This is a genomic window from Mycolicibacterium iranicum (assembly GCF_014190915.1).
Classification (GTDB): domain Bacteria; phylum Actinomycetota; class Actinomycetes; order Mycobacteriales; family Mycobacteriaceae; genus Mycobacterium; species Mycobacterium iranicum_B.
Genome location: NZ_JACHVU010000003.1, coordinates 474,107 through 499,869 on the forward strand (window position 1 = coordinate 474,107; position 25,763 = coordinate 499,869).

At 70.3% G+C, this 25,763-nt stretch carries 24 protein-coding genes; 19 read left to right on the plus strand and 5 right to left on the minus strand.

Annotation, left to right across the window (positions count from 1 at the left end):
* The first annotated feature begins 188 nt into the window (after nt 1–188).
* The 6 genes from FHR72_RS09570 to FHR72_RS09595 are packed head-to-tail and all read left to right on the plus strand — an operon-like array spanning nt 189 to nt 6,942.
* Nucleotides 189–962 carry a glycosyltransferase family 2 protein gene (locus FHR72_RS09570; protein WP_221193345.1) on the plus strand — a complete coding sequence of 258 codons (774 nt, stop codon included), beginning with the start codon at nt 189–191 and terminating at the stop codon, nt 960–962.
* Nucleotides 959–1,924, plus strand: a complete 966-nt coding sequence (locus FHR72_RS09575; RefSeq protein ID WP_311736104.1) for a glycosyltransferase family 2 protein — start codon at nt 959–961, stop codon at nt 1,922–1,924. The genes FHR72_RS09570 and FHR72_RS09575 overlap by 4 nt, the downstream gene beginning before the upstream one ends.
* Nucleotides 1,918–2,589, plus strand: a complete 672-nt coding sequence (locus FHR72_RS09580) for a hypothetical protein (protein ID WP_183467689.1) — start codon at nt 1,918–1,920, stop codon at nt 2,587–2,589. The genes FHR72_RS09575 and FHR72_RS09580 overlap by 7 nt, the downstream gene beginning before the upstream one ends.
* 32 nt (nt 2,590–2,621) lie before the next feature.
* Nucleotides 2,622–3,413 carry a glycoside hydrolase family 16 protein gene (locus tag FHR72_RS09585; RefSeq protein WP_396888422.1) on the plus strand — a complete coding sequence of 264 codons (792 nt, stop codon included), beginning with the start codon at nt 2,622–2,624 and terminating at the stop codon, nt 3,411–3,413.
* A gap of 26 nt (nt 3,414–3,439) precedes the next feature.
* Nucleotides 3,440–4,690 (plus strand): glycosyltransferase family 2 protein, encoded by a 1,251-nt coding sequence (locus FHR72_RS09590; RefSeq protein WP_183467875.1) that lies wholly within the window; start codon nt 3,440–3,442, stop codon nt 4,688–4,690.
* Nucleotides 4,687–6,942: a hypothetical protein gene (locus tag FHR72_RS09595; protein ID WP_183467690.1), complete on the plus strand. Its 2,256-nt coding sequence runs from the start codon at nt 4,687–4,689 to the stop codon at nt 6,940–6,942. Before FHR72_RS09590 ends, FHR72_RS09595 begins: the two co-directional genes overlap by 4 nt.
* 14 nt (nt 6,943–6,956) lie before the next feature.
* Here FHR72_RS09595 and FHR72_RS09600 read toward each other — a convergent pair whose 3' ends face one another.
* On the minus strand, nt 6,957–8,201 hold the full coding sequence (locus FHR72_RS09600; protein ID WP_183467691.1) for a hypothetical protein: 1,245 nt from the start codon (nt 8,199–8,201) through the stop codon (nt 6,957–6,959).
* A 60-nt stretch (nt 8,202–8,261) separates the two neighbouring features.
* Between FHR72_RS09600 and FHR72_RS09605 the strand changes: the two genes are divergently transcribed.
* From FHR72_RS09605 to FHR72_RS09645, 9 genes are all read left to right on the plus strand, one after another.
* Nucleotides 8,262–8,969, plus strand: a complete 708-nt coding sequence (locus tag FHR72_RS09605; protein WP_183467692.1) for a lysoplasmalogenase — start codon at nt 8,262–8,264, stop codon at nt 8,967–8,969.
* Nucleotides 8,966–10,966, plus strand: a complete 2,001-nt coding sequence (locus tag FHR72_RS09610; protein ID WP_311736106.1) for a primosomal protein N' — start codon at nt 8,966–8,968, stop codon at nt 10,964–10,966. The genes FHR72_RS09605 and FHR72_RS09610 overlap by 4 nt, the downstream gene beginning before the upstream one ends.
* Nucleotides 10,967–10,971: 5 nt before the next feature.
* Nucleotides 10,972–12,861, plus strand: coding sequence for a DUF2207 domain-containing protein (locus FHR72_RS09615; protein ID WP_183467693.1), 1,890 nt, complete (start codon nt 10,972–10,974; stop codon nt 12,859–12,861).
* Nucleotides 12,855–13,391 (plus strand): LemA family protein, encoded by a 537-nt coding sequence (locus FHR72_RS09620; protein ID WP_183467694.1) that lies wholly within the window; start codon nt 12,855–12,857, stop codon nt 13,389–13,391. The genes FHR72_RS09615 and FHR72_RS09620 overlap by 7 nt, the downstream gene beginning before the upstream one ends.
* 19 nt (nt 13,392–13,410) lie before the next feature.
* Nucleotides 13,411–14,343 (plus strand): methionyl-tRNA formyltransferase, encoded by a 933-nt coding sequence (fmt, locus tag FHR72_RS09625; RefSeq protein WP_183467695.1) that lies wholly within the window; start codon nt 13,411–13,413, stop codon nt 14,341–14,343.
* Nucleotides 14,340–15,728: an RsmB/NOP family class I SAM-dependent RNA methyltransferase gene (locus tag FHR72_RS09630; RefSeq protein ID WP_183467877.1), complete on the plus strand. Its 1,389-nt coding sequence runs from the start codon at nt 14,340–14,342 to the stop codon at nt 15,726–15,728. The genes fmt and FHR72_RS09630 overlap by 4 nt, the downstream gene beginning before the upstream one ends.
* A 23-nt stretch (nt 15,729–15,751) precedes the next feature.
* Nucleotides 15,752–16,429: a ribulose-phosphate 3-epimerase gene (rpe, locus tag FHR72_RS09635; protein WP_183467696.1), complete on the plus strand. Its 678-nt coding sequence runs from the start codon at nt 15,752–15,754 to the stop codon at nt 16,427–16,429.
* Nucleotides 16,426–17,427 (plus strand): bifunctional diaminohydroxyphosphoribosylaminopyrimidine deaminase/5-amino-6-(5-phosphoribosylamino)uracil reductase RibD, encoded by a 1,002-nt coding sequence (gene ribD / locus FHR72_RS09640; RefSeq protein ID WP_183467697.1) that lies wholly within the window; start codon nt 16,426–16,428, stop codon nt 17,425–17,427. Before rpe ends, ribD begins: the two co-directional genes overlap by 4 nt.
* 180 nt (nt 17,428–17,607) lie before the next feature.
* Entirely contained in the window at nt 17,608–17,757 is a 150-nt protein-coding gene (locus FHR72_RS09645; RefSeq protein WP_183467698.1) for a hypothetical protein, read from the plus strand.
* Here FHR72_RS09645 and FHR72_RS09650 read toward each other — a convergent pair.
* The 4 genes from FHR72_RS09650 to FHR72_RS09665 form a co-directional block, all read right to left on the minus strand.
* Nucleotides 17,724–19,310: an MFS transporter gene (locus FHR72_RS09650; RefSeq protein ID WP_183467699.1), complete on the minus strand. Its 1,587-nt coding sequence runs from the start codon at nt 19,308–19,310 to the stop codon at nt 17,724–17,726. The two genes, FHR72_RS09645 and FHR72_RS09650, sit on opposite strands and share 34 nt — an antisense overlap.
* Nucleotides 19,310–20,014 (minus strand): LppX_LprAFG lipoprotein, encoded by a 705-nt coding sequence (locus FHR72_RS09655; protein ID WP_183467700.1) that lies wholly within the window; start codon nt 20,012–20,014, stop codon nt 19,310–19,312. The genes FHR72_RS09650 and FHR72_RS09655 overlap by 1 nt, the downstream gene beginning before the upstream one ends.
* A gap of 104 nt (nt 20,015–20,118) precedes the next feature.
* On the minus strand, nt 20,119–21,798 hold the full coding sequence (locus tag FHR72_RS09660) for an alpha-amylase family protein (RefSeq protein ID WP_183467701.1): 1,680 nt from the start codon (nt 21,796–21,798) through the stop codon (nt 20,119–20,121).
* The gene (locus FHR72_RS09665) at nt 21,795–22,775 is read right to left on the minus strand and encodes a TIGR03885 family FMN-dependent LLM class oxidoreductase (protein ID WP_183467702.1); all 981 of its coding nucleotides are present in this window, start codon (nt 22,773–22,775) and stop codon (nt 21,795–21,797) included. Before FHR72_RS09665 ends, FHR72_RS09660 begins: the two co-directional genes overlap by 4 nt.
* Before the next feature lie 43 nt (nt 22,776–22,818).
* Between FHR72_RS09665 and FHR72_RS09670 the strand changes: the two genes are divergently transcribed.
* The 4 genes from FHR72_RS09670 to FHR72_RS09685 all read left to right on the plus strand — a co-directional run bounded on the left by FHR72_RS09670 (nt 22,819) and on the right by FHR72_RS09685 (nt 25,761).
* Complete coding sequence (locus tag FHR72_RS09670) at nt 22,819–23,439, plus strand: riboflavin synthase (RefSeq protein WP_183467703.1); 621 nt, start codon at nt 22,819–22,821, stop codon at nt 23,437–23,439.
* Between the two features lie 92 nt (nt 23,440–23,531).
* Nucleotides 23,532–24,803 carry a bifunctional 3,4-dihydroxy-2-butanone-4-phosphate synthase/GTP cyclohydrolase II gene (locus tag FHR72_RS09675; RefSeq protein ID WP_183467704.1) on the plus strand — a complete coding sequence of 424 codons (1,272 nt, stop codon included), beginning with the start codon at nt 23,532–23,534 and terminating at the stop codon, nt 24,801–24,803.
* Entirely contained in the window at nt 24,800–25,282 is a 483-nt protein-coding gene (gene ribH / locus FHR72_RS09680) for a 6,7-dimethyl-8-ribityllumazine synthase (RefSeq protein ID WP_183467705.1), read from the plus strand. Before FHR72_RS09675 ends, ribH begins: the two co-directional genes overlap by 4 nt.
* Nucleotides 25,279–25,761, plus strand: coding sequence for a PH domain-containing protein (locus FHR72_RS09685; protein WP_183467706.1), 483 nt, complete (start codon nt 25,279–25,281; stop codon nt 25,759–25,761). Before ribH ends, FHR72_RS09685 begins: the two co-directional genes overlap by 4 nt.
* Nucleotides 25,762–25,763 lie beyond the last annotated feature (2 nt).

The following is a 25,763-nucleotide window of genomic DNA, read 5'->3' on the forward strand; positions in this document are numbered from 1 at the left end:
GTCTGCCAAAATTTGCCTGCGTTCGCTATGGTCGCTCACAGTCGCGGAACGTCTTGCCGTGACGACCGCGTTAAAAATTGCGCACTGTTGACGTGCGCGCCAATAACAAATCGATCAAGGAGTTTCGCGACGTGACGGATATTGCTCCGAATTCCGCCGTACGCGTGGGGTCCGATTTCCGCAATTTTCTGCACGATATTCCGGGTCCGCGGCCCGGAAATTCGGACCGGCCGACGGTGACCGTCGTCCTCCCCACGCGCAACGAGGCCAGGAATCTTCCGTACGTGGCGAAGCGGATGCCACCGGTGGATCAGATCGTCGTGATCGACGGCGGTTCCGTGGACGGCACGGCCGACGTCGCGAGACAGCTGTGGCCCGGTGCGACCGTCATCGAACAGACCCGCGCGGGCAAGGGCAATGCGTTGGCCTGCGGGTTCCTGGCCGCGACCGGCGACATCATCGTGATGATCGACGGGGACGGCTCCACGGACCCGGCCGAGATCCCGTTGTTCGTCGATGCCCTGATCAACGGGGCGGACCTCGCCAAGGGCAGCCGGTTCTCCCGCGGTGGGGGCAGCGACGACATCACCCACCTGCGGCGCATCGGCAACAAGGGGCTGAACTGGCTGGTCAACCAGCTCTTCGACACCGAGTTCAGCGACCTGTGCTACGGCTACAACGCATTCTGGCGCCGCAACCTGAGCTGCCTCGACCTGCCCTCGATCGAACTGGCCGATCCGCAGTGGGGCGACGGCTTCGAGATCGAGACCGTGATCAACGTGCGCGCGGCCAGGAGCGGCTGGGCCATCGACGAGGTGGGCAGCTTCGAGGGCAAGCGCATCTACGGCCGGAGCAACCTCAACGCCGTCACCGACGGGTTGCGCGTGCTGCGGACGATCAGCCGTGAGCGCCGGGAGCACCGCGCCGTCAGAACCGCCGCGTTCGCCGGCCTGATGCGGTGACCGCCCCCAGCCTTCCTCTGCACGAGGCGCACGAGGCGACGAAGTCGATCAGCGTGGTCATCTGCTGCTACACCCAGCAGCGTCGCCGGAGCCTGGCCGACGCCGCGGAGACGGCCCTGGGTCAGCTCGCGCCCGGGGACGAACTGATCTTGGTCGTCGACGGCAACGACGTTCTCTACCGCGACCTCTGCACCTCCTACGGCGAGGGGGTGACGATCACACAGAACACCTTCGACCGCGGCCTGTCCGGCGCCCGCAACACCGGGCTCGAGACGGCTTCCGGTGACGTGATCGTCTTCCTCGACGATGACGCCAGGCTGCGTCCGGCCGCACTCGACTGTGTGCGTTCGGTTTTCGCTGACTCTGCCATCACCGCGCTCGGCGGGGCGGTGCATCCGTCCTGGGGTGCCGGTGCCCGCCCGTCGTGGTTCCCACCCGAGTTCGGCTGGGTCGTCGGCTGCGATTACCGCGGTCTGCCGTCAGACGGGGCGACCATCCGCAACCCGATCGGCGCCGCGATGGCGGTGCGACGCACCGATCTCGCCGAGGTCGGCGGGTTCTCCTCGCGGCTCGGCCGCGTCGGAACCCTGCCCACCGGGTGCGAGGAGACGATGATGGGCATCGCGTTGGCGCAACGGGATCCGTCGACCCGCATCATTCGCCGCACGTCGTTCGCGGTGTCGCACGACGTTCCCGGTGACCGCGCCACCGTCCGCTATTTCGTGCGGCGGTGCTTCCACGAAGGCCGCAGCAAGGCGATGCTCACGCGCCTCTGCGGGCACCGGTCCTCCCTGGAGAGCGAACGCGCCTACACGACGAGGACTCTGCCCTCGGGCCTGTGGCATGCCCGACGGCAGCCCGCCCGGATGCTGGCGCTGACGGGGGGCCTGCTCGTCACGGCAGCGGGCTACGCCGTCGGCCTCATCCACACCGCGCAGGCGCGAAAGGAGCCGTCATGCTGAGACTTCTCGGCTGGCTGGCCAACCCGCGCGTGACCGCCTGGGCGTCGCTGTCGACGCTGCTCTTCTTCGCCGCGGAATGGGTCGTGTCGGCGACCTGGCGCGGCAACTACGGCTATCGCGAGGACCTGCTCGGCCCGCTGGGTGTCGCCTTCTGTGGGCCGGCAGGGGAGTGGCCGTGCAGCCGGCTCTATCCGGTGATGAACGTGGGGCTGGTCGTCACCGGTGTGGCGGTCGCCGTGGTCGCCGCCGGGTGGATCGTCCAGCGGGTCACCGACCGCGGTCATGCGATCCTGCTGATGGTCGCCGGGTTCGGCTTGGCGGCCTCGGGTGTGGTCACTAACCGCGTCGACTACTCCTGGAATCTCACCGCGATCGTGACGTTCATGACGCTCGGTTCGGTGAGCGTCCTGTTCGTCGCACTGGGATCGACGGCCGCCATGTCGGTCGAACGCCGGGGCGTCGCCGTCGTGGCGGGGGTGGCGAGTCTGCTCGGCTTCCTCGCCTTCGTGGGCGGACACGACATCTTCGGGCCCGGTGGCGCGCAGCGCACTGCGGTGTACGGAGTCCTGGTGGCCGTCATCGCCCTCGGCACGGCCGGGCTGCGGCGTCCGCAGACCCCCGGCAGGCACACCGCGGGCAGTGAACTGGTCGGAAACACGCGGTGACACAGCTCTTTTCCCGTTCACGGCCGCCTCGTCTGGCCGCGCTGCTCTGCGTCGCCGTGCTGACGGCGTGCAGTCTTCCGACCACGGTCAGCCGGGCCGAGCCGGCCGGTCCGCCGGTGCTGATGTTCGAGGACTTCGACGGGCCGGCGGGCGCCCCGCTCTCGCCGCGGTGGCGCTACCAGACCGGCGGCGGCGGCTGGGGTAACGACGAGATGCAGGTCTACACCGACGATCCCGCCAACGTGAGCCTCGACGGCGCCGGGAACCTGGCCATCACCGCCCGGGCCGATTCCGCGGATCGGATCACCTCCGCGCGCGTGACCACCCAGGGCAGCTTCGAGTTCACCACGGGCCGGGCCGAGGCCCGCATCAAACTTCCCGCAGGCGCCGGACTGCATCCGGCGTTCTGGCTGCTCGGCAGCAACATCGACCAGGTCGGGTGGCCGGCAGCCGGCGAGATCGACGTCATCGAGACGCTGAACCTCGCCACCGAGTTCCACACCGGTGTCCATGCGCCCAGGCCGGGAACGCCCCGGGGACAGGAGGTCTCGGCGTCGGGTCCGCTACCGTTCGCGCTGGCGGGGCAGTTCCACACCTACTGGGTGAACCGGACGCCGGGCCGCATCGTGACCGGGGTCGACGACACGACACTGCTCACCGTCACCCCGGCCGACCTGGCCCCCGAGAGCCGCTGGGTGTTCGACGCCCCGTTCTTCCTGCTGCTCAACCTCGCGGTCGGCGGGAACTGGCCCGGGCCGCCGGACGCGTCCACCCCGAATCCGTCCGCCATGCTCGTCGACTGGGTGAAGGTGACGGCCCTGTGAAGCAACACGTCTCGATCGAACCCGCGATGCCGCCGCAGGCCGTTCCGACATGGGGCCACGCCCGCTGGATCGGCATGCTCGACGTCGAGGACTTCACCCCCGAACCGGACGGATCCGTCGAATTCGTCGCCCGCCATGCGGACGGCTACCGGTGGGCGCGGGTGCTGATCCGTCGGCACAGAGTGCCGGTGGCCTTCGTGGAGGCCCCGATCGACGGTGACACGGTGCGCCTGCAGATTCCGTCCGCTGCCGACATCGACGAACCGGTGCCTGCCGTATCACCGCCCGTGTCGGTCGTGCTGTGCACGAGAGATCGCCCCGACCAGCTCGCCGACGCGCTGCAATCCCTGCTCTCGCTCGACTATCCGGAGTTCGAGATCGTGGTGGTCGACAATGCGTCCCGCACGGACGCCACCGCGCAGGTCGTGGCGGCGCTGGGAGATCCGCGGGTGCGCCGGGTCTGTGAACCCGTTCCCGGGCTCTCCACCGCGAGGAACACGGGGTTGCGGGCGGCTCGTCATGCGGTGGTGGCCTTCACCGACGACGACGTCGTCGTCGACCCGCAGTGGCTGCAGGGCCTCGCCCGCGGGTTCGGCCGCGCTGCGCAGGTGACGTGTGTGTCGGGCCTGGTGCCCAGCGGCGAATTGCGGACGGCCGCACAGGCCTACTTCGACCAGCGGGTGTCCTGGGCGGAATCGTTGCGGCCGAGGGTCTACAGCATGGCCACCCCGCCGGCAGACCAGCCGCTGTTCCCGTTCCAGGTCGGCCGGTTCGGCACCGGTGCGAACTTTGCCGTCGTGCGCGACCGCATCCTGGAACTCGGGGGATTCGACGAGGCCCTCGGTGCCGGCACGCCGTCGCAGGGCGGGGAGGACCTCGACATCTTCTTCCGCGTCCTCACCGCGGGGGACACCCTGGCGACCGAGCCGGCGGCGATCGTGTGGCATCGGCACCGCAGCGACAACGACGCGCTGCTGAAACAGGCCCGCGGATACGGCCTCGGCCTGGGCGCGTGGCTGACCAAGGTCGCCCTGGACGCCGCCGATCGAAGGCTCGCCGCTCGCGTCATCCGTCGCCGCTTCCGGTCGTCACTGCGGGCCGGCGCGGACTACGGCGCCATCATGGCTTCCGCGAACCGTGTGCCCAGCGGGACGTCCGATAACGTGCCGACCTCGGTCGGCCGGACCGAGGTGCTCTCGGTGCTGGCCGGGCCCCGTGCGCTGTGGCTCGGCAGACGGCAGCAGGCGCGCAACAGAGCCGGGGCGGGCCCCCGATGACCGCGACGCTGGACCCGGTCACCGACTATGCGCCGCCCCGGGACCCGCGTACCCCGGCGGCGCGCCAACGGATACCGGTCATTCCGGTGCGTATGCCCGATCTCGCGGTCGTGGGCGCCGTCGCCGGTGCGCTCGCGCTGGCCGGTCTGCCCAGCGCGGTGCGCGCCGTGGCGTTGGTCGTGTTCATCGCCGTCGGTCCGGGAGCGGCGATCCTGACGTGGGTGCGGATTCCTCGACGCGCGCTGCTGTCCACGGTGCCCGTCCTGGGGATGGCCGTCGTCACGATCGTCGCCATCGCGGCGATGTGGTCGTACCGCTGGGACCCGACCGACATTCTCTGGGTCGAGGTGGTGGGCGTCGGCGGTAGCAGCGCCTACTGGTACTACCGGCACCGCACCAGCATCCTCGATGCGCCGCGTCGGTGGCACTGGCGGGTCACCGCGGCGCACGCCACACCCCGCAGATCTGTTCTGCGCAGACATCTTTCGCTCGTACTCAGCGCGTTAGCCGTCGCGTTGTGGGCCGCCGCGGTTCCCGGCCTGCCGGGGTCGGACGCCAGCTACTACGGTCTGCTGTTCTCCGGAACCGGGCCGGTCCTGGCGGTCTGCATCGTGCTGTGCGCGTGGGCGCTGCTGATTGCCGTGCGCGACCGGCGCCTCGTCCCGGCGGCCGTCGCGGTGGGCGCGGCCATCGTCGTCGCCCGGGTCACCACCGTCGTCGCCACCGAAGTCCCGCTGTACGACTGGACCTACAAGCACCTCGCCGTCGTCGACTACATCATGGTCAACGGCCGTATCGCGCCAGACGGCACCGACATCTACGCGCAGTGGACGGCGTTCTTCACCACCTGGGCGTGGTTCTGCGAGGTGACCGGATTCTCCGCGATGACCGTCGCGCACGTGTTCGCGCCGGCGATGCACGTGCTGATCGCGCTGACGGTGTACACCGCCGGGCGCGTGCTCGGTCGGTCCCGCCGGACCGCGCTGACCGCGGCTTTCCTTGCCGAGATCGTCAACTGGGTTGGGCAGGACTATTTCTCGCCGCAGGCGTGGTCCATCGTGCTGGTGTTCGGCATGCTGGTGCTGCTGCTTGCCTCACCTGGCAGCCGGGCGTGCGGTGTGCTGGCGATCCTCGTGTTCGCCGCGACCGTGCCGACACACCAGCTGACGCCGTTCTGGGCGATGGGCGCGGCGTGCCTGCTCTGTCTGTTCAAGCGGGCCAGGCCCCGGTGGGTGGCCGTGGCGATGGTCCTGATTGCGGTGTCCTATCTGCTGCTCAACCTCGAGGCGGTATTGCCCTACGGGCTGCTGTCGGGGGGCAGCCCGCTGGACAACGCCTCGAGCAACATCGTGACCTCGGGGCTGCCGGCCAAGGACTTCACCTCGATGGTGGTGCGCCTGCTCTCGATCGCGGTGGTGCTCACCGCGTTCGCGGTCGCCGTCTGGATGTGGCGCCGCAAACGTCCGGTGCTGACGCTGGGCATCGTGGCGTTCAGCTCGTTCGGCCTGCTGCTGGGACAGAGCTACGGCGGCGAGGCCATCTTCCGGGTCTATCTCTATGCGCTGCTCGGTTGTGCTGTGCTGATCGCCCCGGCGGTGGTCGCCGGCCTCGACGGGGTGGGCGGGACCGTGCGGCGGGCACTGGGCCGCGCGGCCGCAGCGGTCGGAATCACCGGCGCGGCCATCGCGGGCCTGCACGGGTATGTGGCGCTGTGGCCCATGATCTACGAGACCAGAGCCCAGGTCGACCTGATGCAGACCCTCACCGCCGATGCCGACATCCGCACCCGCTTCGTGATGCTGCGCCTCGGCGGGATGCCGTCGCGCCTCAACGCCGGGTACGCCGACGTGACGCTGTTCAACCCCTACTTCGACGAACCGGTCAGCTACGACCTCTGGGACGGCCGCGACCCGAACCTGCCCGAGCTGCGAGCCAAGTTCCCCACCGAGGACGATCTGAGGACGCTCAACGACGAGGTGACCAGTGGCGGTTACGTGGTCTACGTGCTCTTCAGCGAACAGGCGAACAAGGCGATCCGCTACTACGGCGACTTCAGGCCGGAGGCCGTCGACGTGGTGCAGGACGCGCTGCGCGGGTCCTCAAAGTGGACGCAGATCTACGACGAGGGCGAGACGCGGGTGTGGCGCAGTGTGAACGAGTACTGGGCCCCGGAGAACCACGGCGGCGAGCCGCCAGATGGCGGAGGCGGCGAGCCGCCCGATGGCGGGGGCGGAGGCGGAGGCGGGGGCTAGGCCCACGGCGCGGGTCAGGCGGTCAGGGCGCGAACCTGTTCCGGCACTGAATCCAGTGCGCGAGAAAGGGTTTCGGCGTCGAACAGCGTGTCGTGAAATTCGGCGGTCAGCCACAGCGAGCCCAGCACCGACGCGGTGGTCACCGTGACCCCGCACGGGCTGACGGGATCGCTGGCCACCAGGATTCGCGCCTGCCCGGGATCGCTGAACTCCCACGGCCCGTGGGGCACAGTGCCCACGCTCGAATGCAGCAGGCGCAGGCGGGGTTCGGCGGGCAGCTGCCATTGCGGGTGCCGGCCGGAGCGCAGGGCGATCCGCGTCTTGGCCGTCCCTGCCATCAGGTTGGCTACCGGCCGTGCCATTCGCCCGGCGTCCGCCATCTCGCGGTGAAGTCTGCGCGGCCCACCGCCTCCGTCGAGCCGGAAGTCCAGACCTGCCGAGAACGATGCGAGCGTGCTCCTGCCCCCCGGCAGATAGCGGCGGACATCGAACGGGAGAGTCACGGTCGGGTCGACGTCGAAACCCGCTGCGGCGAAGGCCCGGTGCAGGGCGCAGGTGTAGAGCGCGAACATGGAGACGCCCGGCAGCGCCGAATCGCGCCGCCGGCGAAGGTCGGTGACGACCTCGGCCGGTATCTGCGTGGCTCTCGTCGCCGGGGACGGCGTGACGTCGACTTTGGTTGCGCGCGTAACGCTTTCCGCCATGCCGACATTGCGCCGGTGCTGACGCCACAGCGGGATCAGCCGTTGCGGGCCCAGCGCGATCGCGCGCAGCGCCGCGATCAGCAGGGGGGAGGCCCGGTGCCGATAGGGGCGCCACACGCCGCCGTCCGCCGGATCGACGGCTCCGAGCAGAACGCCGATCAGAAGGTCCAGCAGCGGCACCTCGCCCAGGCCGTGGCTGAAATCGATGGCGAGATAGTCGCCGCCGGCCAGAATCCGGATTCCGTGCCCGGGGCTCTGACGCAGAGTGGCCAGCAGCGCCAGGGGTTCATCACCGGGATCCCGTGTCGTGGTGCCCAGCACGTCCCCCGACACGGCCGGGGTGTACCGCCACCGGGTTGCGGCGGTGGACGGCTGCAGCCCGACCCGCGATTCCGGTCCGATCGCGGCCATCGCGGCGAAGCGGGCGGCCAGTACGTCGAGCGACGGTACGTCGACGGGCCCTACGACGACGGCGGAGCGACGGTAGCCGTGCTGCACGTCGAGCGTTGCGACCCGGACTCGCTCCGGTGGCCGGCTGCGACGGGTACGGACCATCAGCGCCAACCTATCAGAGCACCGCCGTGCTCAATTCACTGAATTTAGTAGGTTCTTCCCATGACAAGGGCGTTGTGGAGTTCGGCCGCGGTCGTGGCGGCCTGCTACGGCGTGTTCCTGATCGCCACCGCGGCACGGGTTCCCGCGGGCGCGGAGCTCACCGGACAGTTCGCGCTGCAGCCGGCGGTCAAGGCGCTGGCCGCCGTACTGCTCGCCGGTGCCGCCCTCACCCACCGGTTCGCGCGGGAGCGCCGGTGGTTGACCGGCGCGCTGTTGTTCTCCGCGGCGGGGGACTTCCTGTTGGCGATGCCGTGGTGGGAGCCGTCATTCGTGTTCGGTCTCGCGGCCTTCCTCGTCGCGCACCTGTGTTTCCTTGCCGCGCTGCTGCCGTTGGCGACACGTTCGCCGCGGCGGCTCGTGGGGGTCGCGGTCATCGTGGTGGCCTGTGTGGCGCTGCTGGCGTGGTTCTGGCCGAATCTCGTCGAGCAGGGGATGGCCCTGCCCGTCACCGCCTATATCACCGTGCTGGGGGCGATGGTCAGCGTCGCGTTGCTGGCCGACCTGCCGACGCCGTGGACGGCCCTCGGCGGGGTGTGCTTCGCGGTGTCCGACGCGATGATCGGCATCAGCAGATTCGTTCTCGCTCCGACGAACGCGGAGGCGCTGGCCGTCCCGATCTGGTGGGTCTATGCGGCCTCGCTGCTGCTGATCACCGCCGGGCTCCTGTTCGGACGGTCGTCTGCGCCGTCTGCTACACCTGCGAGGTGACGACCACCCGGCAGGCCGCCGAACACGAGCCCATCGCCCGTGTTCTGCCCATGCTGACGGTGCCGCACCTCGACCGCGAGTTCGACTACCTCGTCCCGGCGGAGCAGTCCGACGACGCACAGCCCGGCGTGCGGGCCAAGGTGCGTTTCCACGGCAGGCTCGTCGATGCGTTCGTTCTCGAAAGGCGTTCGGACACGGACCATGTCGGCAAGCTGGGCTGGCTGGACAAGATCGTCTCGGCCGAATGCGTGCTGACCCACGACGTGCGGCGCCTCGTCGACGCCGTGGCCGCCCGTTACGCCGGAACCCGCGCGGACGTGGTGCGCCTGGCCGTGCCGCCACGGCACGCAGCCGTGGAGAAGAAGGCCCGAGAGCCCCTCGACCCGCTCGGCGCGGTCGACGTGGACGCCGAGGCGTGGTCGTCCTACAGCGGGGGAGCGCAGTTCGTCACCGCGCTGCAGCAGGGTCGTGCGGCGCGGGCGGTCTGGCAGGCGCTCCCCGGCGAGTCCTGGTCGCAGCGGCTGGCCGAAGTGGCCGCGGTCACGGTGAATGCGGGCCGCGGCGTGCTCGCCGTGGTGCCCGACCAACGCGACGTCGACCTGCTGTACGCGGCGGCGGCGGACATCGTCCCGGGCAACAGGGTGGTGGCCCTCTCGGCGGGTCTCGGGCCGTCGGAACGGTACCGGCGCTGGCTCTCGGTGCTGCGCGGTGACGCACGTGTCGTGATCGGCACCCGCAGCGCTGTTTTCGCGCCGGTCGCCGATCTGGGGCTGGTGGTGATGTGGGACGACGGGGACGACTCCCTCGCCGAACCGCGGGCGCCCTACCCGCACGCGCGCGAGGTCGCGATGCTGCGGGCCCACCAGCTGCGCTGCGCCGCGATGATCGGCGGGTATGCGCGCACGGCCGAGGCCCAGGCACTGGTACGCAGCGGCTGGGCCCACGACCTGACCGCCACCCGGCAGACGGTGCGCACGCACGCACCGCGGGTGATCGCGCTGGAGGACAGCGCCTATGCGCACGAGCGCGACGCGGCGGCGCGGACCGCGCGGTTGCCGACGGTCGCCCTCGACGCCGCCCGCGCCGCGTTGGCCGCCGACGCGCCCGTTCTGGTCCAGGTGCCCCGCCGTGGCTACGTGCCCGCGCTGTCCTGCGCGAAATGCCGCGCCGTCGCCCGATGCCGGCACTGCACCGGTCCGCTGTCGCTGCCGGGCCGGGACGCCCCCGGCGCGGTCTGCCGGTGGTGCGGCCGGGAGGAACTGGCGCTGCGGTGCGTCCGCTGCGGGTCCGATGCGGTGCGGGCCGTCGTGGTCGGGGCCCGCCGCACCGCCGAGGAACTCGGCCGGGCATTCCCCGGCGCCCAGGTCATCACCTCCGGCGGCGACGACGTCGTGGCGTCGGTGCCCCGGCGCGCCGCGGTCGTCGTCGCAACGCCGGGCGTCGAGCCCGTCGCCGACGGCCGCTACGCCGCGGCGCTGCTGCTCGACAGCTGGGCCCTGTTGGGACGCCAGGACCTCCGGGCCGCCGAGGACACGCTGCGGCGCTGGATGGCGGCTTCGGCACTGGTGCGCAGCCGGGCCGACGGCGGTGTGGTCGCCGTGGTCGCCGAGACCGCCATCCCGACGGTGCAGGCGTTGATCCGCTGGGACCCCGTCGGGCACGCCGAGACCGAACTGGACGCCCGCAGCGAGGTGGGCCTGCCGCCCGCGTCGCACATGGCGGCGATCGACGGCACGCCCGCGGCGGTCGACGCCCTCCTCGGCGCCGCGGCGCTGCCGGACACCGCCGAACCGCTGGGGCCGGTGGACCTCCCGGTCGGCGCGCGTCGCCCCGCGGGGATGGCGGCCGACGCCCCGGTGCACCGGATGCTCGTGCGCGTGCCGCGCCGAGGAGGTCTGGAGCTCGCTGCCGCGCTGCGGCGCGCCGCGGCCGTGCAGAGCGCGCGCCACGACCAGGAGCCGGTTCGCATCCAGATCGATCCTTTGCACATAGGGTGATGCCCATGACGGCGGGGCGGATGCTCAAGGCGCTGATTCCGTTGATCTTGATCGCCGTCGGCGTGCTGTGGCCGGTGGTCTTCACCGGTGGCTCCGGCGGCCCCACCGCCGTGGAGGATCCGGTGGTCATCACCGACTACGACGTCGACATGGCCGTCGACCCGGCCGGCCGGCTCACCGCGGTCGAGACGATTACCACCGAGTTCCCCGGCTCCGACCGCCACGGCATCTTCCGCTACTGGGACGTGGCCAACCAGAACGATCCGGGGCTGCGCCAGAAACCCGAGGTCGTCTCGATCGAGCTCGACGGAGAGCCCGTGCCCTACCAGATGCTCTGGGAGGACGGCGGCCGGTTCCGGGTGGCCAAGATCGGGGACCCCGACCGTTACCTCGCCTGGGGCAGCCACGTCTTCGAGATCCGCTACACGATCGCCGGGGTTCTCGACCCCGGCAGCGTCGGTGCCGACCGTCAGTTCGCCGGGTCCGCGGGCGCCGACGGACCGTCTCCGTCAGGGCCCGGGCCCACGGTTTCGCCGGCTGGGTCTGATTCGACGGCTCCGCCGTCGGTCTTCTTCTGGAACGTCATCGCCCCCGCCTGGAACAACCGCATCGAGCGCGCCGACATCACGGTCACGCTGCCCGGCGAGGTCGGGACCGTGCAGTGTTCGGTCGGATCGGGCGTGGGACGCGAATGCGACGACCTGACGGTCGCCGGCGCCAGCCTGCGACTGCGTGCCGAGTCGCTGCCGCCGCGGACGCCGGTGACGGTCCGCGCCGGGGTCGACGTGCCGACGCCGCCGCAGGCGCATCTGCCCTGGCCCCAGGCCTGGGACCGGGTGCTGGGCCAGTCGATCGCCGGGGTGATCTGGGTCGGTGCGCTCACCGTGCTGCTCGGAGCCCTCGCGCTGCTGTGGTTCCGCAGCGTGCTGGAGAAGCCGCCGGGCTTCCCGCTGCAGTACGCGCCGCCGCCCGGCCTGGGCCCCGTGCAGGCCGAGTATCTGCGCACGGAGTCGGTCCCCAGGCAGGGGTTGACGGCGACGTTGTTCCACCTCGCCGAACGCGGCCTGGTCGCGCTGAAGCAGAAGAGCGACAAACACTGGACCGTCACCGGCATCGCGGAACCGGGGGCGTGGGCTGACGTCGACCCGGTCAGCATCGCGGTGGCCTCCACGCTGAAGGTGATGAACCCGGGGTCGGACTTCGAAGCCAAGAAGACCGTGAAGTCCGGAGAGAAACTGACCAGGGCCAAGACCGACATGACGGCCGCGGTCGAGAAGTGGGCGCTGGACTCCGGGCTGCTGGTCGCTCGGAAGAAGGAACTCTGGCTACGTGCGGCCAACGCGGGCTCTTTCGTCCTGATGGTCTGCGCGTTCTTCCGCTGGGGATTCCCCGTCACGATGTGGGCCCTGCCGTTCGCGGCGTTCTTCGTGCTCTCGGCGGGGTCGTGGCGGGACGGCGTGGGTACCCGGCGGACCCGGGCGGGCCGCGAACTGTGGTCCCGGGTCGGCGGATTCCACCGCATGCTGGCCACCGACTCGGCCGAGTCGAGATTCGACTTCGCCGCCCGCAAAGACCTCTACACCGCCTACATTCCGTTCGCGGTCGCCGCCGGGGTCGCGGCACTGTGGGCGAAGAAGTACCAGGCGTACACCGGAACCGCGGCGCCGCAACCCGACTGGTACCACTCGTCGACGCACTCATCGAGGGGGTCGGGGATCGGCGGCGGCTCCGGTGGCGCCGACTTCGACAGCTTCGAATCGGCCCTGTCGTCCTCGATCGGTGCCTATACCGCATCGCAGACCTCGTCGTCCTCCTCGTCGTCCGGTGGCGGCAGCAGCTCCAGCAGCGGCGGTGGCGGTGGCGGAGGTGGCGGAGGAGGAGGTGGATCATGGTGAGTTTCCTGCTCGTTCTCGTCCTGGTGCTCGCGGTGCTGGTGCTCATCGCACTGGTGATGGGCTACAACAAGATTCGGGCGTCCGACGTCCGCGTCGCCGAGGCGCTGTCGGGTATCGACGTCGAGCTCACCCGCCGCGCCTCGCTGATCCCCGGCCTCGTGCACACGGTGCAGACCTTCGCCGTGCACGAGAAGAACATCCTCGACCACGCCACCGACGCGCGGGCGGCGCTGACGACGGCCACCAGCGGCCGATCGGTCGCCGAGCGCAGCGCGGCCGAGCAACGCCTGGACTCCGCGCTGGCGCCCCTGCTGGCACTGGGGCAGAGCTACCCGCAGCTGAACTCGTCGAACAATTTCCTGGATCTGCAGCGCAATCTCGCCGACACCGAGGACAAGCTCGCGTTCGCGCGTCAGTACTACAACGACGCCGCAGCCACCCTGAACCGGCAGCTCACCACGATCCCGTGGATGTTCGTCGCACCGCTGACCGGGGTGACGGAGAAGGAGTACTACCGGACGCCCCGCTAGGCCTCCCTAGACTGGCGCGGTGCGTCTCGTCTTCGCCGGCACACCGGAGCCCGCCCTGCCGTCCCTGCAACGGCTGATCGATTCGCCGCGCCACGACGTCGTCGCCGTCCTCACCCGCCCGGACGCGGCAGCGGGCAGGCGCGGCACACCGGCACCCTCACCGGTGGCCCAGCTGGCCGCCGAGCACGGAATCCCGGTGCTCAAGCCGGACAAGCCGAACTCGTCGGAGTTCGTCGCCGAGCTCGACGCGCTGTCGCCGGACTGCTGTGCGGTGGTGGCCTACGGAGCCCTGCTGCGTGACGGACTGCTCGCCGTGCCGGCGCACGGCTGGGTCAACCTGCACTTCTCGGTGCTCCCGGCGTGGCGGGGTGCGGCGCCGGTACAGGCCGCGATCGCAGCCGGCGACGAGGTGACCGGAGCGACGACCTTCCAGATCGAACCGAGTCTCGACTCGGGACCCGTCTTCGGCGTCGTCACCGAGACGATCCGGCCCACCGACACCGCCGGCGATCTGCTGGGCCGGCTGTCGGAGTCGGGGGCTGGCCTCCTGGAGGCGACGATGGACGGCATCGAGGACGGCACCCTCACCGCCGTACCGCAACCGGTCGACGGGGTCAGCGTCGCGCCCAAGGTCACCGTCGAGGACGCCCGCGTCCGCTGGGACCTGCCCGCCCACGTCGTGGATCGCCGCATCCGGTCGGTGACCCCCAACCCCGGAGCGTGGACGATGATCGGCGACCTGCGCGTCAAGGTGGGGCCAGTCACGGTCGCCACCGATGAGCCGAAAGGATTGGCGCCCGGTGAGATTCGCGTCGACAAGAAGCATGTCCACATCGGGACGGGCTCGCACGCGGTGAAGCTGGGCACCGTGCAGCCACCCGGCAAGAAGCCGATGAATGCCGCGGACTGGGCGCGCGGCGCACGCCCCGAGGAGACGGGGTGGGCGCAGTGACTCGGCCGGACAGGAAGCGGCCGGGCCGCCGCAAGCATCTCGACCCTGCGCGGCAGGCGGCGTTCGATGTCCTGCGCGCGGTGTCCGAGCGCGACGCCTATGCCAACCTGGCATTGCCCGCGATCCTGCGCGAGCGCGGGATCTCCGGACTGGACGCGGCTTTCGCGACCGAGTTGACCTACGGCACCTGCCGCAGCCGGGGGCTGTTGGATGCGGTCATCGCCGCCGCGGCGGGCCGGCCGGTGGACCGCATCGATCCCGTGCTGCTGGACCTGCTGCGGCTGGGCAGTTACCAGGTGCTGCGCACCCGGGTCGACGACCACGCCGCGGTGTCCACCACCGTCGAGCAGGCGGGGCTCGAATTCGACACCGCGCGAGCCGGATTCGTCAACGGAGTGTTGCGCACCATCGCCCGGCGCGACGAGGCGTCCTGGGTCGAGGAGCTGGCACCGCCCGCCTCCCGCGATCCGGTCGGGCATCTGGCTTTCGTGCACGCCCACCCGCGGTGGGTGGGGCAGGCCTTCGCCGACGCGCTCGGCGCCCGCGCCGGCGAACTGGGCGCTCTGTTGGCCAGCGACGATTCCCGCCCGGTGGTGCATCTCGCGGCGCGGCCCGGTGCGATGACGGCGGCCGAGCTGGCGGAGCAGACCGGCGCGACGGTCGGCGACTACTCGCCGTATGCGGTGTACCTGCGTGACGGCGACCCCGGTGAACTGGCCGCGCTGCGAGACGGCCGCGCGCTCGTGCAGGACGAGGGCAGCCAGCTGGTGGCCCGCGCCCTGACCCTGGCGCCACTGCAGGGTGCCGACGGGGGACGCTGGTTGGACCTGTGCGCCGGTCCCGGGGGCAAGACTGCGCTGCTGGCCGCGCTCGGTCAGGACAGCGGTGCGTCGGTGACCGCGGTGGAACCAGCGCCCAGGCGTGCCGAGATGGTCGAGCAGAACACCGCGGGCCTGCCCGTCGAGGTCGTTCGCGTCGACGGTCGGGAGTCCGGGCTCACACCCGGGTTCGACCGGGTCCTCGTCGACGCCCCCTGCACCGGTCTGGGCGCGTTGCGCCGCCGCCCGGAGGCCCGCTGGCGGCGCCAGCCCGGCGATGTTCCGCAGCTGGCCAAGCTGCAGCGGGAACTGCTGGCCTCGGCGATCCGGCTCACACGCCCCGGGGGTGTGGTGCTGTATGCGACGTGCTCGCCGCACCTGGCCGAGACCACGGGCGTGGTCGCCGACGCCCTGCGCCGGCATCCGGTCACGGCGCTGGACACCCGCGAGCTGTTCGCGCCCGCCGACGACACCGGCGAAGGCCCGTCGGTGCAGCTCTGGCCGCATCGGCACGGCACCGACGCGATGTTCGCCGCGGCGTTGCGGGTCGATCCCGCGGCCGGCTGACGGAGCCCCGATAGGCTGAGCCAATGCCTGCACCGCTCATCGCACCGTCGATCCTGGCCGCCGACTTCGCACGGCTGGCCGACGAGTCCGCCGCGGTCGAGGGCGCGGACTGGTTGCACGTCGACGTGATGGACAACCACTTCGTGCCGAACCTGACTCTCGGTCTGCCCGTGGTGGAGTCGCTGCTGAAGGTCACCGGCATCCCGATGGACTGCCACCTGATGATCGAGAACCCCGAGCGGTGGGCGCCGCCCTACGCCGAGGCGGGCGCCTACAACGTCACCATCCACGCCGAGGCCACCGACAACCCGGTCGCGGTGGCCCGCGACATCCGGGCCGCGGGCGCCAAGGCGGGCCTGTCGGTGAAGCCGGGCACCCCGATCGACCCCTATCTGGAGATCCTGCGCGACTTCGACACGCTGCTCATCATGTCGGTCGAACCGGGCTTCGGCGGCCAGAAGTTCATCGCCGAGGTGCTTCCCAAGGTCGGCATCGCGCGACGGCTGGTCGACTCCGGTGAGCTGAACATCGTCATCGAGATCGACGGCGGCATCAACGCTGACACGATCGAGGCCGCGGCCGAGGCCGGGGTGGACTGCTTCGTCGCCGGCTCGGCGGTCTACAGCGCCGAGGACCCCGCCGCCGCGGTCGAGGCTCTGCGCAGACAGGCCGCCTCGGCGTCCTCGCACCTGACGCTGTGAACCACGAGGCCGCGATGGCCGCGGCCATCGAGCAATCCGACCGGGTCAAGGGTCGGACCTACCCGAATCCCCCTGTGGGCGCGGTGATCCTGGATCGTGACGGCCAGATCGCCGGGGTCGGCGCGACGGCGCCTACCGGCGGTCCGCACGCCGAGATCGTCGCTTTGCGGCGGGCGGGGGAGCGGGCCGCCGGCGGCACCGCGGTGGTGACCCTGGAACCCTGCAACCACTTCGGGCGCACTCCGCCGTGTGTCGACGCCCTGCTCGCCGCCGGCGTCGCCGAGGTCGCGTTCGCCGTCGCCGACCCGAACCCGGTGGCGGCCGGCGGAACGGCACGGCTCACCGAATCGGGCGTCCTGGTCCACCCCGGAGTGTTGTCCGATGCCGTTGCGGGTGGGCCGCTGCGGGAGTGGCTGCACAAGCAGCGCACCGGAATGCCGCACGTGACGTGGAAATTCGCGGCCAGCGTGGACGGTCGCAGTGCGGCGGCTGACGGCACGAGCAAGTGGATCACCGGGGAGGCCGCGCGGGCCGACGTACACCGCAGGCGCGCGGCCGCCGATGCGATCATTGCCGGCACCGGCACCGTGTTCGCCGACGACCCGGCGCTGACGGCGCGGCTGCCCGACGGCAGCCTCGCCGACCACCAGCCGTTGCGGGTGGTCGTCGGTATGCGTGAGATCTCGCCTGACGCAACGGTTCTCAACGACGATTCGCGCACGATGGTGATCCGCACCCGGGACCCGCACGAGGTGGTCCAGGCGTTGTCCGACCGCACCGACATCCTGCTCGAAGGCGGCCCGACGCTGGCCGGTGCCTTCCTGCGTGCCGGTGTGATCGACCGGATCCTGGCCTATGTGGCCCCGATCCTGCTGGGCGGACCCGTCATGGCCGTCGACGAGGTGGGTGTGTCGAGTATCACCCAGGCGCACCGGTGGCGATTCGACGGGACGCAGGCGCTGGGGTCCGACATGCTCCTGAGCCTCGTTCAGCACTGACAGCGGACCGCTTGTGATGCAATCGTTTTCGACTGTTCACCTGATGTTTGCGTGCGATATGTCACACCGGGCCCGCCGGGCCGTGGACCCCGGATCCCGTCGAAGTCGTCGGTAGACTCGAAAGGAATTCGCGCTTTCACCGAAGAGTTGCGCATGAAAGCACGAGCAAAGGAAAAGCCCATGACTGCATTGCAGGACTGGATCGGCATCAACCCCGTCGACGCCGTCACCGGCGCGATCCGGGACGTCTGGCGGGAACTGACCTCCGGCGAGGCCGAGCAGACCGTCGAAGAACCTCAGCTGATGGGCCGCGGGCTCGAGCGCTGCTGAGGCTCGCCCGCCGGCTCGTCGGCATGCTGGTGCTTGCCGGCGATCAGCAGGCCCAGCAGCGCACCCACCACGCAGACCACCGCGGTGATCGTGAAGATCTCCCCGTACTGCAGCACGTAGGCCTCCCGCACCCGGGCCGCCTCCGCGGTCAGCCGCTCGGCCAGGGAGTTGCCGCCGGTGCTGGCGGGCAGCTCGGCGAGGTGCTGGTTGAAGCGGTACAGGCCCCACGCTGACAGCGCGGCGATGCCGATGAGCATGCCGATCATGCGGGCGACCACCACCGACGCCGACGCGATGCCGTGCTGGGCGGCCGGGACCACCCGTAGCGTCGCCGAGGTCAGAGGACCGATGACCAGGCCGAGGCCCAGGCCGGCGATCGCCAGGTCGGTGTCGAACGTCGGGAGTTCCACGATGCCCAGGTCGTGGTGGTCGGTCAGCACACCGATCGTCCAGTGGGAGACCAGCCAGTAACCCCAGGCGGCGAGGATCAGGCCCACGAAGACCACGATGCGGTCGCCGATCCTGGTGGCCAGCCAACCACCGACCAGCGCGCCGATCGGGAGGGCGCCGAGGAACCACAGAAGCATGAAGACCGCTTCGCTCTGCTCTTTGCCGAGCACGCCCTGGGCGAACAGTTCGATGTTGACCAGGGTCACCATCAGCGCGGCGCCGGCGCACAGCGAGGCGCCCAGACCCGCCAGGAACGGCCGGAACCGCACCCCGGCCGGCTCGATGAGCCGGGTCGAGGCGAACTTCTCCCACACGAAGAACGCGACCGCGGCGACCGCGGCGGCCAGCAGGACCGGGAGCCCGTAGCTCGGCAGCACCTGCTTGCCGTCCGGGGTCTGGTTGTAGAGCCCGACGACGGCCAGCCCCAGGGCCAGGGCCAGCAGCAGGCCGCCCACCACGTCGACCTTCTCGGTCGGGTCGTCCTTGGAGCGGCCGGGCAGGCTGAAGTGGATCATCACCATCGCCAGCGCCGCCAGCGGCACGTTGACCCAGAAGACCGCCTGCCAGTGGCTGAACAGCGCCACCAGCGCGACGCCGTAGAGCGGGCCCAGCACGCTGCCGAGTTCCTGGGCGGCGCCGACGCCGCCGAGAACGGCCGCACGGTTGCGGCTGACCCACAGGTCGGCTGCCAGGGCCAGCGTGACCGGGAGCAGAGCGCCACTGGCGGCTCCCTGCACGGCGCGACCGATGACCATCGGGACGAGATCGGTGGACAACGCGGTGATCACCGACCCGGCGGCGAAGGTGGCCAGGCTGACCTGGATCAGCATCTTGCGGCCGAACCGGTCCGAGGCGCGGCCGAGCAGCGGCATCGCCGCGATGTAACCCAGCAGGTAGCTGGTGATGATCGGCGTCACGCGCTGGATCTCGTTGATGGCGATGCCGACGTCGAACATGATGTCGCGGATCACCGAGATGACGACGTAGGTGTCGAGTGCGCCCAGCATCACCGCGAGGCTGCCCGCGCTGATGGCCAGCCAGCGGTTGGTGGCTCCGCGTGGCGCTTCTGCCGTGGTGGTCTCCGGGGCCGGGGTCCGGTGCATCACGCCGCAGGTTTGTCGACGGTCACCGGCTCGCCCCACTTCGACAGCGTCATCGTGACGCTGTTGCCGGGGCTGGGCTCCAAACGCGCCTGCATCAGCTCGTGGTCACCCTCTTCGGTGACCCATGCGGTGCCGGGCACCGGTCCGGTGGCGCCGATCTGGGGCGCGATCTTGTTGACCGCGTCCGCGCTGACCTCACCGGTGATCCGCACGGTCTGGGTGCCCTCGACGGTCTCGCGTCCGTCGGAGGTCGGATTCGAGAAGTTCGCGAGCACGTTGGCCAGGCCGACGTCGGGGTTCAGGATGGCCGCGACGTCGTAGATGTCCGACGCAGGTCCGAAGTTCGACAGCGCACCGCCCGCGGTGATGGCCGCGTAGAGGTCCCCGTCGGAGACCACGAACTCGACGTCGTTGAGCCGCTGGCCGAGGAAGACGATGTTGGCGGTGCCCTTGGCCGCGACGGCGGGGGCCTGCGTCAGGTCCCCTTCGAGGGATTCGACGGGCAGTTCGGCGATCTGGCCCTGCACGGACAGTTTCAGGTGGGCGCTGGTCTGCGCCTTGGTCGTCTCGCTCGACTCCTTCAGCAGGGTCGTGGCGTCCGGCAGATCCGTCCCGGAGTCCTCAGAAGACGAGCCGGAACATCCTGCGACAAGGGCGACGACGGCAAAAAGGGCGGCGAAGATCGCCAACAGGCGGGTCTGCATGCCTGCATCGTAGAGGGTGCGCAGGGACGAACGTGCGCTCCGGGGCGCGCCCCCCGCCGCCGAAGTGGTGTCCGAGCTGCGCCTTTGGGGTTTCTGACGGGTGTTCAGATGATGGGCGGATCGTCGGGCCGGAGCACCCGCAGCCACCGGTAGCCGTACGCGTCCAACCGCATCTCCGCACCGCCGCCGTCATCGAGGGGAAATTCGGCGCGGCCGTCGAGGAGGTCCACGAGCACCGAACCCGGCGGGACGTCGGTCAGCGTCAGCGGCACCAGGCAGCCGTCGGCGCTGAAGTTGTGCAGGCCCACCATCGCCCAGCCGGACGGTTCGCGGCACACATGGGCCAGCACGGCGGGGTTCGGCTGATCGAGGACCTCCACGGTGGACCAGCCGATCTCCGGCTGCTGCCGGTAGGTGTAGACGAGGTCGCGGATGAACCACCAGAAGGACCGATGGTCGTGGCGTTGATCGGCGACGTTGACCCGTTCCGGGCTGTAGAGCCCGTCGGGCAGCGGCCGGGGCAGCCGCCGCGCGGACGCCGTCGAGAAGCCTGCGTTGTCACCGGAGGTCCACTGCATCGGGGAGCGGACCGCCAAACGGCCGGGGATGTCCAGGTTCTCGGCCATGCCGATCTCCTCGCCGTAGAACAGCACAGGTGTGCCGGGCAGCGAGAACGCCAGCGAATAGACCATCCGCATGCGGCGCTCGTCACCGCCGAGCATGGCAGGCAGCCGCCGGCGCAGACCTCGCCCGTAGAGCTGCATGTCGGGATCGGGCCCGAACGCGTCGAACACCTCCTGACGTTCGGAATCGCTCAGCTTGTCGAGGGTGAGCTCGTCGTGGTTGCGGACGAAGTTGGCCCATTGACTGGTGACGTCGAGGGCCGGCCGGTCTCGCAGCGCCTGGGCGAGCGTCGACGCGTCGGCGCGAGCCAGGGACAGATACAGGTGCTGCATGCCGATGAAGTCGAACTGCATGTTCAGACCATCGCCGTCCGGGCCTCCGAAAAAGGTCTTCTGATCCTCGTATTCGACGTTGACCTCGCCGAGCAGCACCGCATCACCGAGCCTGCGGGTGATGAAGCTGCGGACGTCGCAGAGGTATTCGTAGGGGTCGAAGACACCGGGGTCGCCCGGAGCGCCGTCGCGCGCGAACAGGAACGGCACCGCATCGACGCGGAAGCCGGAGACACCGAGCTGCAGCCAGAACCCCAGCGTGCGCGAAATCTCCTCCTGCACTTTCGGATTGGCGATGTTCAGGTCGGGTTGGTGTTTGTAGAAGTGGTGCAGGTACCACTCGCCGGTCTTGGGGTCGCGCTCCCACAGGCTGTCTTCCTGATCGGGGAAGACGACGTCTGCGGAGGTGTCGGGCGGCTCGCTGTCGGTCCAGACGTAGTAGTCGCGGTACGCGTCGTCGGTGCTGCGGCGTGCGGACTTGAACCACGGGTGGGCATCGGAGGTGTGGTTCATCACGAAGTCGACGATGACCCGGATGCCGCTCGCGCGTGCGGTCCGGATCAGCTCGACGAAGTCCCCGAGCGTGCCCAATCGCGGATCCACGCCGAAGAAGTCGGTGATGTCGTAGCCGTCGTCCTTGCGGGCGGTGGGATACAGCGGCATCAACCACAGGCACGTGATGCCCAGGTCGGCGAGGTACTCGATGCGCTCGGTCATGCCGCGGATGTCGCCGGTGCCGTCGCCGTTCCAGTCGTAGAAGGTCTCGATGTCGGCGCAGTAGACGACGGCGTTCTTCCACCACAGGTCGCCCGTCTCGATCTTCCTCACGCCGGAACCCCCGGCGCCGTCGGCGAGAGCTGGGGCAGCACGTGCTCGCCGAAGGCATCGATGAACGCCGTCTGCTGCTGTCCGACGAAGTGCAGATAGAGCTCGTCCCAGCCCTGCTCGACGTAGTCGTTGAGCCATGCGGCGTGCTGGGCCAGATCGCTGGAGACGCGCACCGACTGGTGGACCTGCTCGACGGTGACGTTCTCGCCGATGGTGTCGAACGCCTCCACGGTCTCGATATCCCACGACACCGGGGGAACGAACACGTTGTTGCGCCACTGGTCGTGGGCGATGGCGGAGGCTTCCTCCTCGGTCGGCGCCCAGCTCAGGTGGATCTGCAGTCGCGCAGGCCCGCGACCGCCCGCGCCGCGGTAGGCGTCGAGCACCTCCTGCAGTCGGTCGGCGGGTTGGTTGACGGTGATCAGCGCGTCGGCCCACGCGGCATGGCGTGCTGCGGTGGCCGGTGTGACCGCGGGGCCGACGAGGTCGGGGACGCGGTCCGGCAGCGTCCACAGCCGCGCGCGGTTGACCTCGATCAGCCCCTCGTGGCTCACCTCCTCACCCCGCAGCAGCCGGCGGATCACGTCGACGCATTCGACGAGGCGCTGATCCCTGACCTCCTTGCGGGGCCAGGCGTCGCCGGTGATCCGCTCGTTGGAGGCCTCACCCGATCCGAGGGCCGCCCAGAACCGCCCGGGGAACATCTGGGCCAGCGTGGCGATCGCCTGCGCGATGATCGCCGGGTGGTACCGCTGACCGGGAGCGTTGACCACACCGAAGGGCAAATTGGTCGTCGCCAGGGCGGCGCCGAGGAACGACCATGCGAAGCCCGACTCGTTCTGGCGTTCACTCCACGGACTGAAATGGTCCGAGGACATGCCGGCGGTGAAACCCGCGCGTTCGGCGTGTTGAACATCACGCAGCAGCTGCGCCGGCGGAATCTGTTCGTGGGAGCAGTGGAAACCGATGACCGTCATGGGCGCGGCATACCCGCTGGCCGCGAAGTCTAGGCTGGTCTGCGTGTTCACCGGAATCGTCGAAGAGCTGGGCGAAGTGGTCGGCAAGGAGAACCTCGGCGACTCGGCCCGCCTGATGATCCGCGGCCCGGTCGTGACCTCGGATGCCGGGCACGGCGACTCGATCGCCGTGAACGGCGTGTGCCTGACCGTCGTCGACGTGCTCGCCGACGGGTCGTTCACCGCCGACGTCATGGACGAGACGCTCAACCGCTCCAGCCTGCGCGGCGTGGACGTCGGCGCTCGCGTGAACCTGGAGCGCGCCGCGGCCCTCAACAGCCGCCTCGGCGGCCACATCGTCCAGGGCCACGTGGACGGCACCGGGCACGTCGTCTCCCGGACCCCGTCCGAGCACTGGACGGTGGTCCGGATCGCGCTGCCGGCCGCCCTGACCCGGTATGTCGTCCACAAGGGGTCGATCACGGTCGACGGGGTGTCGCTGACCGTGTCCGGGCTCGGACCCGACTGGTTCGAGGTGTCGCTGATCCCGACGACGCTGGGGCTGACCACCCTCGGTCACGCCGAGGTGGGTGCGCACGTCAACCTCGAGGTCGACGTCATCGCCAAGTACGTCGAGCGGTTGCTGACCCAGCAGAATGCGCCGACGGACCAGGACGCGTCCTGACCGGCGCGCAATAACCGGCGTCGTCCCGTGGTTCATACTGATGGGTATCGAACGTGGTTCCGGCGCCGGAACCGGCAAGGTGGTGGGTGAGGATGACGAGGCTGGATTCGGTCGAGCGCGCGGTCGCTGACATCGCCGCGGGCAAGGCCGTGGTCGTCATCGACGACGAGGATCGCGAGAACGAAGGCGACCTGATCTTCGCCGCCGAGAAGGCCACCCCCGAGCTGGTGGCGTTCATGGTCCGCTACACCTCCGGCTACCTGTGTGTTCCGCTGGACGGCGACATCTGCGACCGACTCGGCCTGCTGCCGATGTATGCGGTCAACCAGGACAAGCACGGCACCGCCTACACCGTCACCGTGGACGCGAAAAAGGGCGTGGGAACCGGTATCTCGGCGATGGACCGGGCCACGACCATGCGGCTGCTGGCCGACCCCGAGGCCGTCGCCGACGATTTCACCAAGCCCGGCCACGTCGTCCCGCTGCGCGCCAAGGACGGTGGCGTCCTGCGCCGGCCGGGACACACCGAGGCGGCCGTCGACCTGGCCCGCCTGGCGGGGCTGCAACCCGCCGGCGCGATCTGCGAGATCGTCAGCCAGAAGGACGAAGGAGCGATGGCGCAGACCGACGAGCTGCGCATCTTCGCCGACGAGCACGATCTGGCGCTGATCTCGATCGCCGACCTGATCGAGTGGCGCCGCAAGCACGAGAAGCACATCGCCCGCGTGGCCGAGGCGCGCATCCCCACCCGCCACGGCGAGTTCCGTGCCGTCGGCTACACCAGCATCTACGAGGACGTCGAGCACGTCGCCCTGGTCCGGGGTGACATCTCCGGCCCGCACAGCGACGGCCACGACGTCCTGGTGCGGGTGCACTCGGAGTGCCTCACCGGCGACGTGTTCGGATCGCGCCGCTGCGATTGCGGCCCGCAGCTGGATGCGGCGCTGGCGATGGTCGCCCGCGAGGGCCGCGGCGTGGTGCTCTACATGCGGGGCCACGAGGGCCGCGGCATCGGGCTGATGCACAAGCTGCAGGCCTACCAGCTGCAGGACGCCGGCGACGACACCGTCGACGCCAACCTCAAGCTGGGCCTCCCTGCGGATGCCCGCGACTACGGCATCGGCGCGCAGATCCTCGTCGACCTCGGCGTGCGGTCCATGCGCCTGCTGACCAACAACCCGGCCAAGCGGGTGGGTCTGGACGGGTACGGCCTGCACATCATCGAGCGGGTGCCGCTCCCGGTGCGTGCCAACGCCGAGAACATCCGCTACCTGATGACCAAGCGCGACCGCATGGGTCACGATCTGGTCGGCCTGGAGGACTTCGACGAGGCGGTCCCGGGCGAATTCGGCGGCGCCGTATGAGCCCTGCGGCCGGTGTCCCCGATCTGCCCACACTCGACGCGAAGGACCTGCGGCTCGGCATCGTGGCCAGCACGTGGCACGAGACGATCTGCGATGCGCTGCTCGACGGCGCACGCAAGGTCGCCGAGCAGGCGGGCATCTCCGACCCGACGGTGGTGCGGGTCCTCGGCGCCATCGAGATCCCCGTCGTGGCCCAGGCCCTCGCGCAGACCCACGACGCCGTGGTCGCGCTGGGCGTGGTGATCCGCGGTCAGACACCGCATTTCGACTATGTCTGTGACGCCGTGACCCAGGGGTTGACGCGGGTGTCGCTCGACGCGTCGACACCCGTGGCCAACGGTGTGCTGACGACCAACAACGAAGAACAGGCGCTGGACCGCGCAGGCCTGCCGGAGTCGACCGAGGACAAGGGCGCTCAGGCCGCCGCGGCGGCGCTGTCGACGGCACTGACGCTGCGGCAGCTGAAATCCGGGTCATGAGCGGGCCGGGCGGGGACCGCTGGGACCTCGTGGTGAAGCCGCACCTGACTCCGTACTTCGCCTGGGGCGCCGCGTTCCTGATCGTGGCCGCCCATGTCGTCGTCGGGGCGCTGCTCAAGATCGGCTCGACGGGCGTCGTGTTCCGCACCTACGACCAGGTCGCCATCGCCTCGGTCGGCGTGGTGATCGCCGCCTTCGTCTCGTTGTTCGCGCGACCGCGGCTGCGGCTCGGGCCCGAGGGCGTCGCCGTGCGAAACCTGTTCGGCTACCGCCTCTTCGCCTGGCAGGACGTCGTCGACCTGTCGTTCCACGAGGGCGCCCGCTGGGCGCGTCTCGATCTGCCCGACGACGAGTACGTCGCCGTGATGGCGATCCAGGCCGTCGACAAGGGTCGCGCCGTCGAGGCGATGGACCAGGCGCGGGCGTTGCTGCAGCGCTACCGGACCCCGCAGTCGGAGATCAACACGCCACGCCCGTGACG

What these genes read in the sequence shown, in the direction of transcription:
- FHR72_RS09595 (WP_183467690.1), top strand. Translation starts at nt 4,687, where the DNA reads ATGACCGCGACGCTGGACCCGGTCACCGACTATGCGCCGCCCCGGGAC.
- ribH (WP_183467705.1), top strand. Translation starts at nt 24,800, where the DNA reads ATGAGCCCTGCGGCCGGTGTCCCCGATCTGCCCACACTCGACGCGAAG.
- FHR72_RS09675 (WP_183467704.1), top strand. Translation starts at nt 23,532, where the DNA reads ATGACGAGGCTGGATTCGGTCGAGCGCGCGGTCGCTGACATCGCCGCG.
- FHR72_RS09655 (WP_183467700.1), bottom strand. Translation starts at nt 20,014, where the DNA reads ATGCAGACCCGCCTGTTGGCGATCTTCGCCGCCCTTTTTGCCGTCGTC.
- rpe (WP_183467696.1), top strand. Translation starts at nt 15,752, where the DNA reads ATGCCTGCACCGCTCATCGCACCGTCGATCCTGGCCGCCGACTTCGCA.
- FHR72_RS09600 (WP_183467691.1), bottom strand. Translation starts at nt 8,201, where the DNA reads ATGGTCCGTACCCGTCGCAGCCGGCCACCGGAGCGAGTCCGGGTCGCA.
- FHR72_RS09620 (WP_183467694.1), top strand. Translation starts at nt 12,855, where the DNA reads ATGGTGAGTTTCCTGCTCGTTCTCGTCCTGGTGCTCGCGGTGCTGGTG.
- FHR72_RS09685 (WP_183467706.1), top strand. Translation starts at nt 25,279, where the DNA reads ATGAGCGGGCCGGGCGGGGACCGCTGGGACCTCGTGGTGAAGCCGCAC.
- FHR72_RS09580 (WP_183467689.1), top strand. Translation starts at nt 1,918, where the DNA reads ATGCTGAGACTTCTCGGCTGGCTGGCCAACCCGCGCGTGACCGCCTGG.
- FHR72_RS09645 (WP_183467698.1), top strand. Translation starts at nt 17,608, where the DNA reads ATGACTGCATTGCAGGACTGGATCGGCATCAACCCCGTCGACGCCGTC.
- FHR72_RS09590 (WP_183467875.1), top strand. Translation starts at nt 3,440, where the DNA reads ATGCCGCCGCAGGCCGTTCCGACATGGGGCCACGCCCGCTGGATCGGC.
- FHR72_RS09650 (WP_183467699.1), bottom strand. Translation starts at nt 19,310, where the DNA reads ATGCACCGGACCCCGGCCCCGGAGACCACCACGGCAGAAGCGCCACGC.
- FHR72_RS09665 (WP_183467702.1), bottom strand. Translation starts at nt 22,775, where the DNA reads ATGACGGTCATCGGTTTCCACTGCTCCCACGAACAGATTCCGCCGGCG.
- FHR72_RS09605 (WP_183467692.1), top strand. Translation starts at nt 8,262, where the DNA reads ATGACAAGGGCGTTGTGGAGTTCGGCCGCGGTCGTGGCGGCCTGCTAC.
- FHR72_RS09615 (WP_183467693.1), top strand. Translation starts at nt 10,972, where the DNA reads ATGACGGCGGGGCGGATGCTCAAGGCGCTGATTCCGTTGATCTTGATC.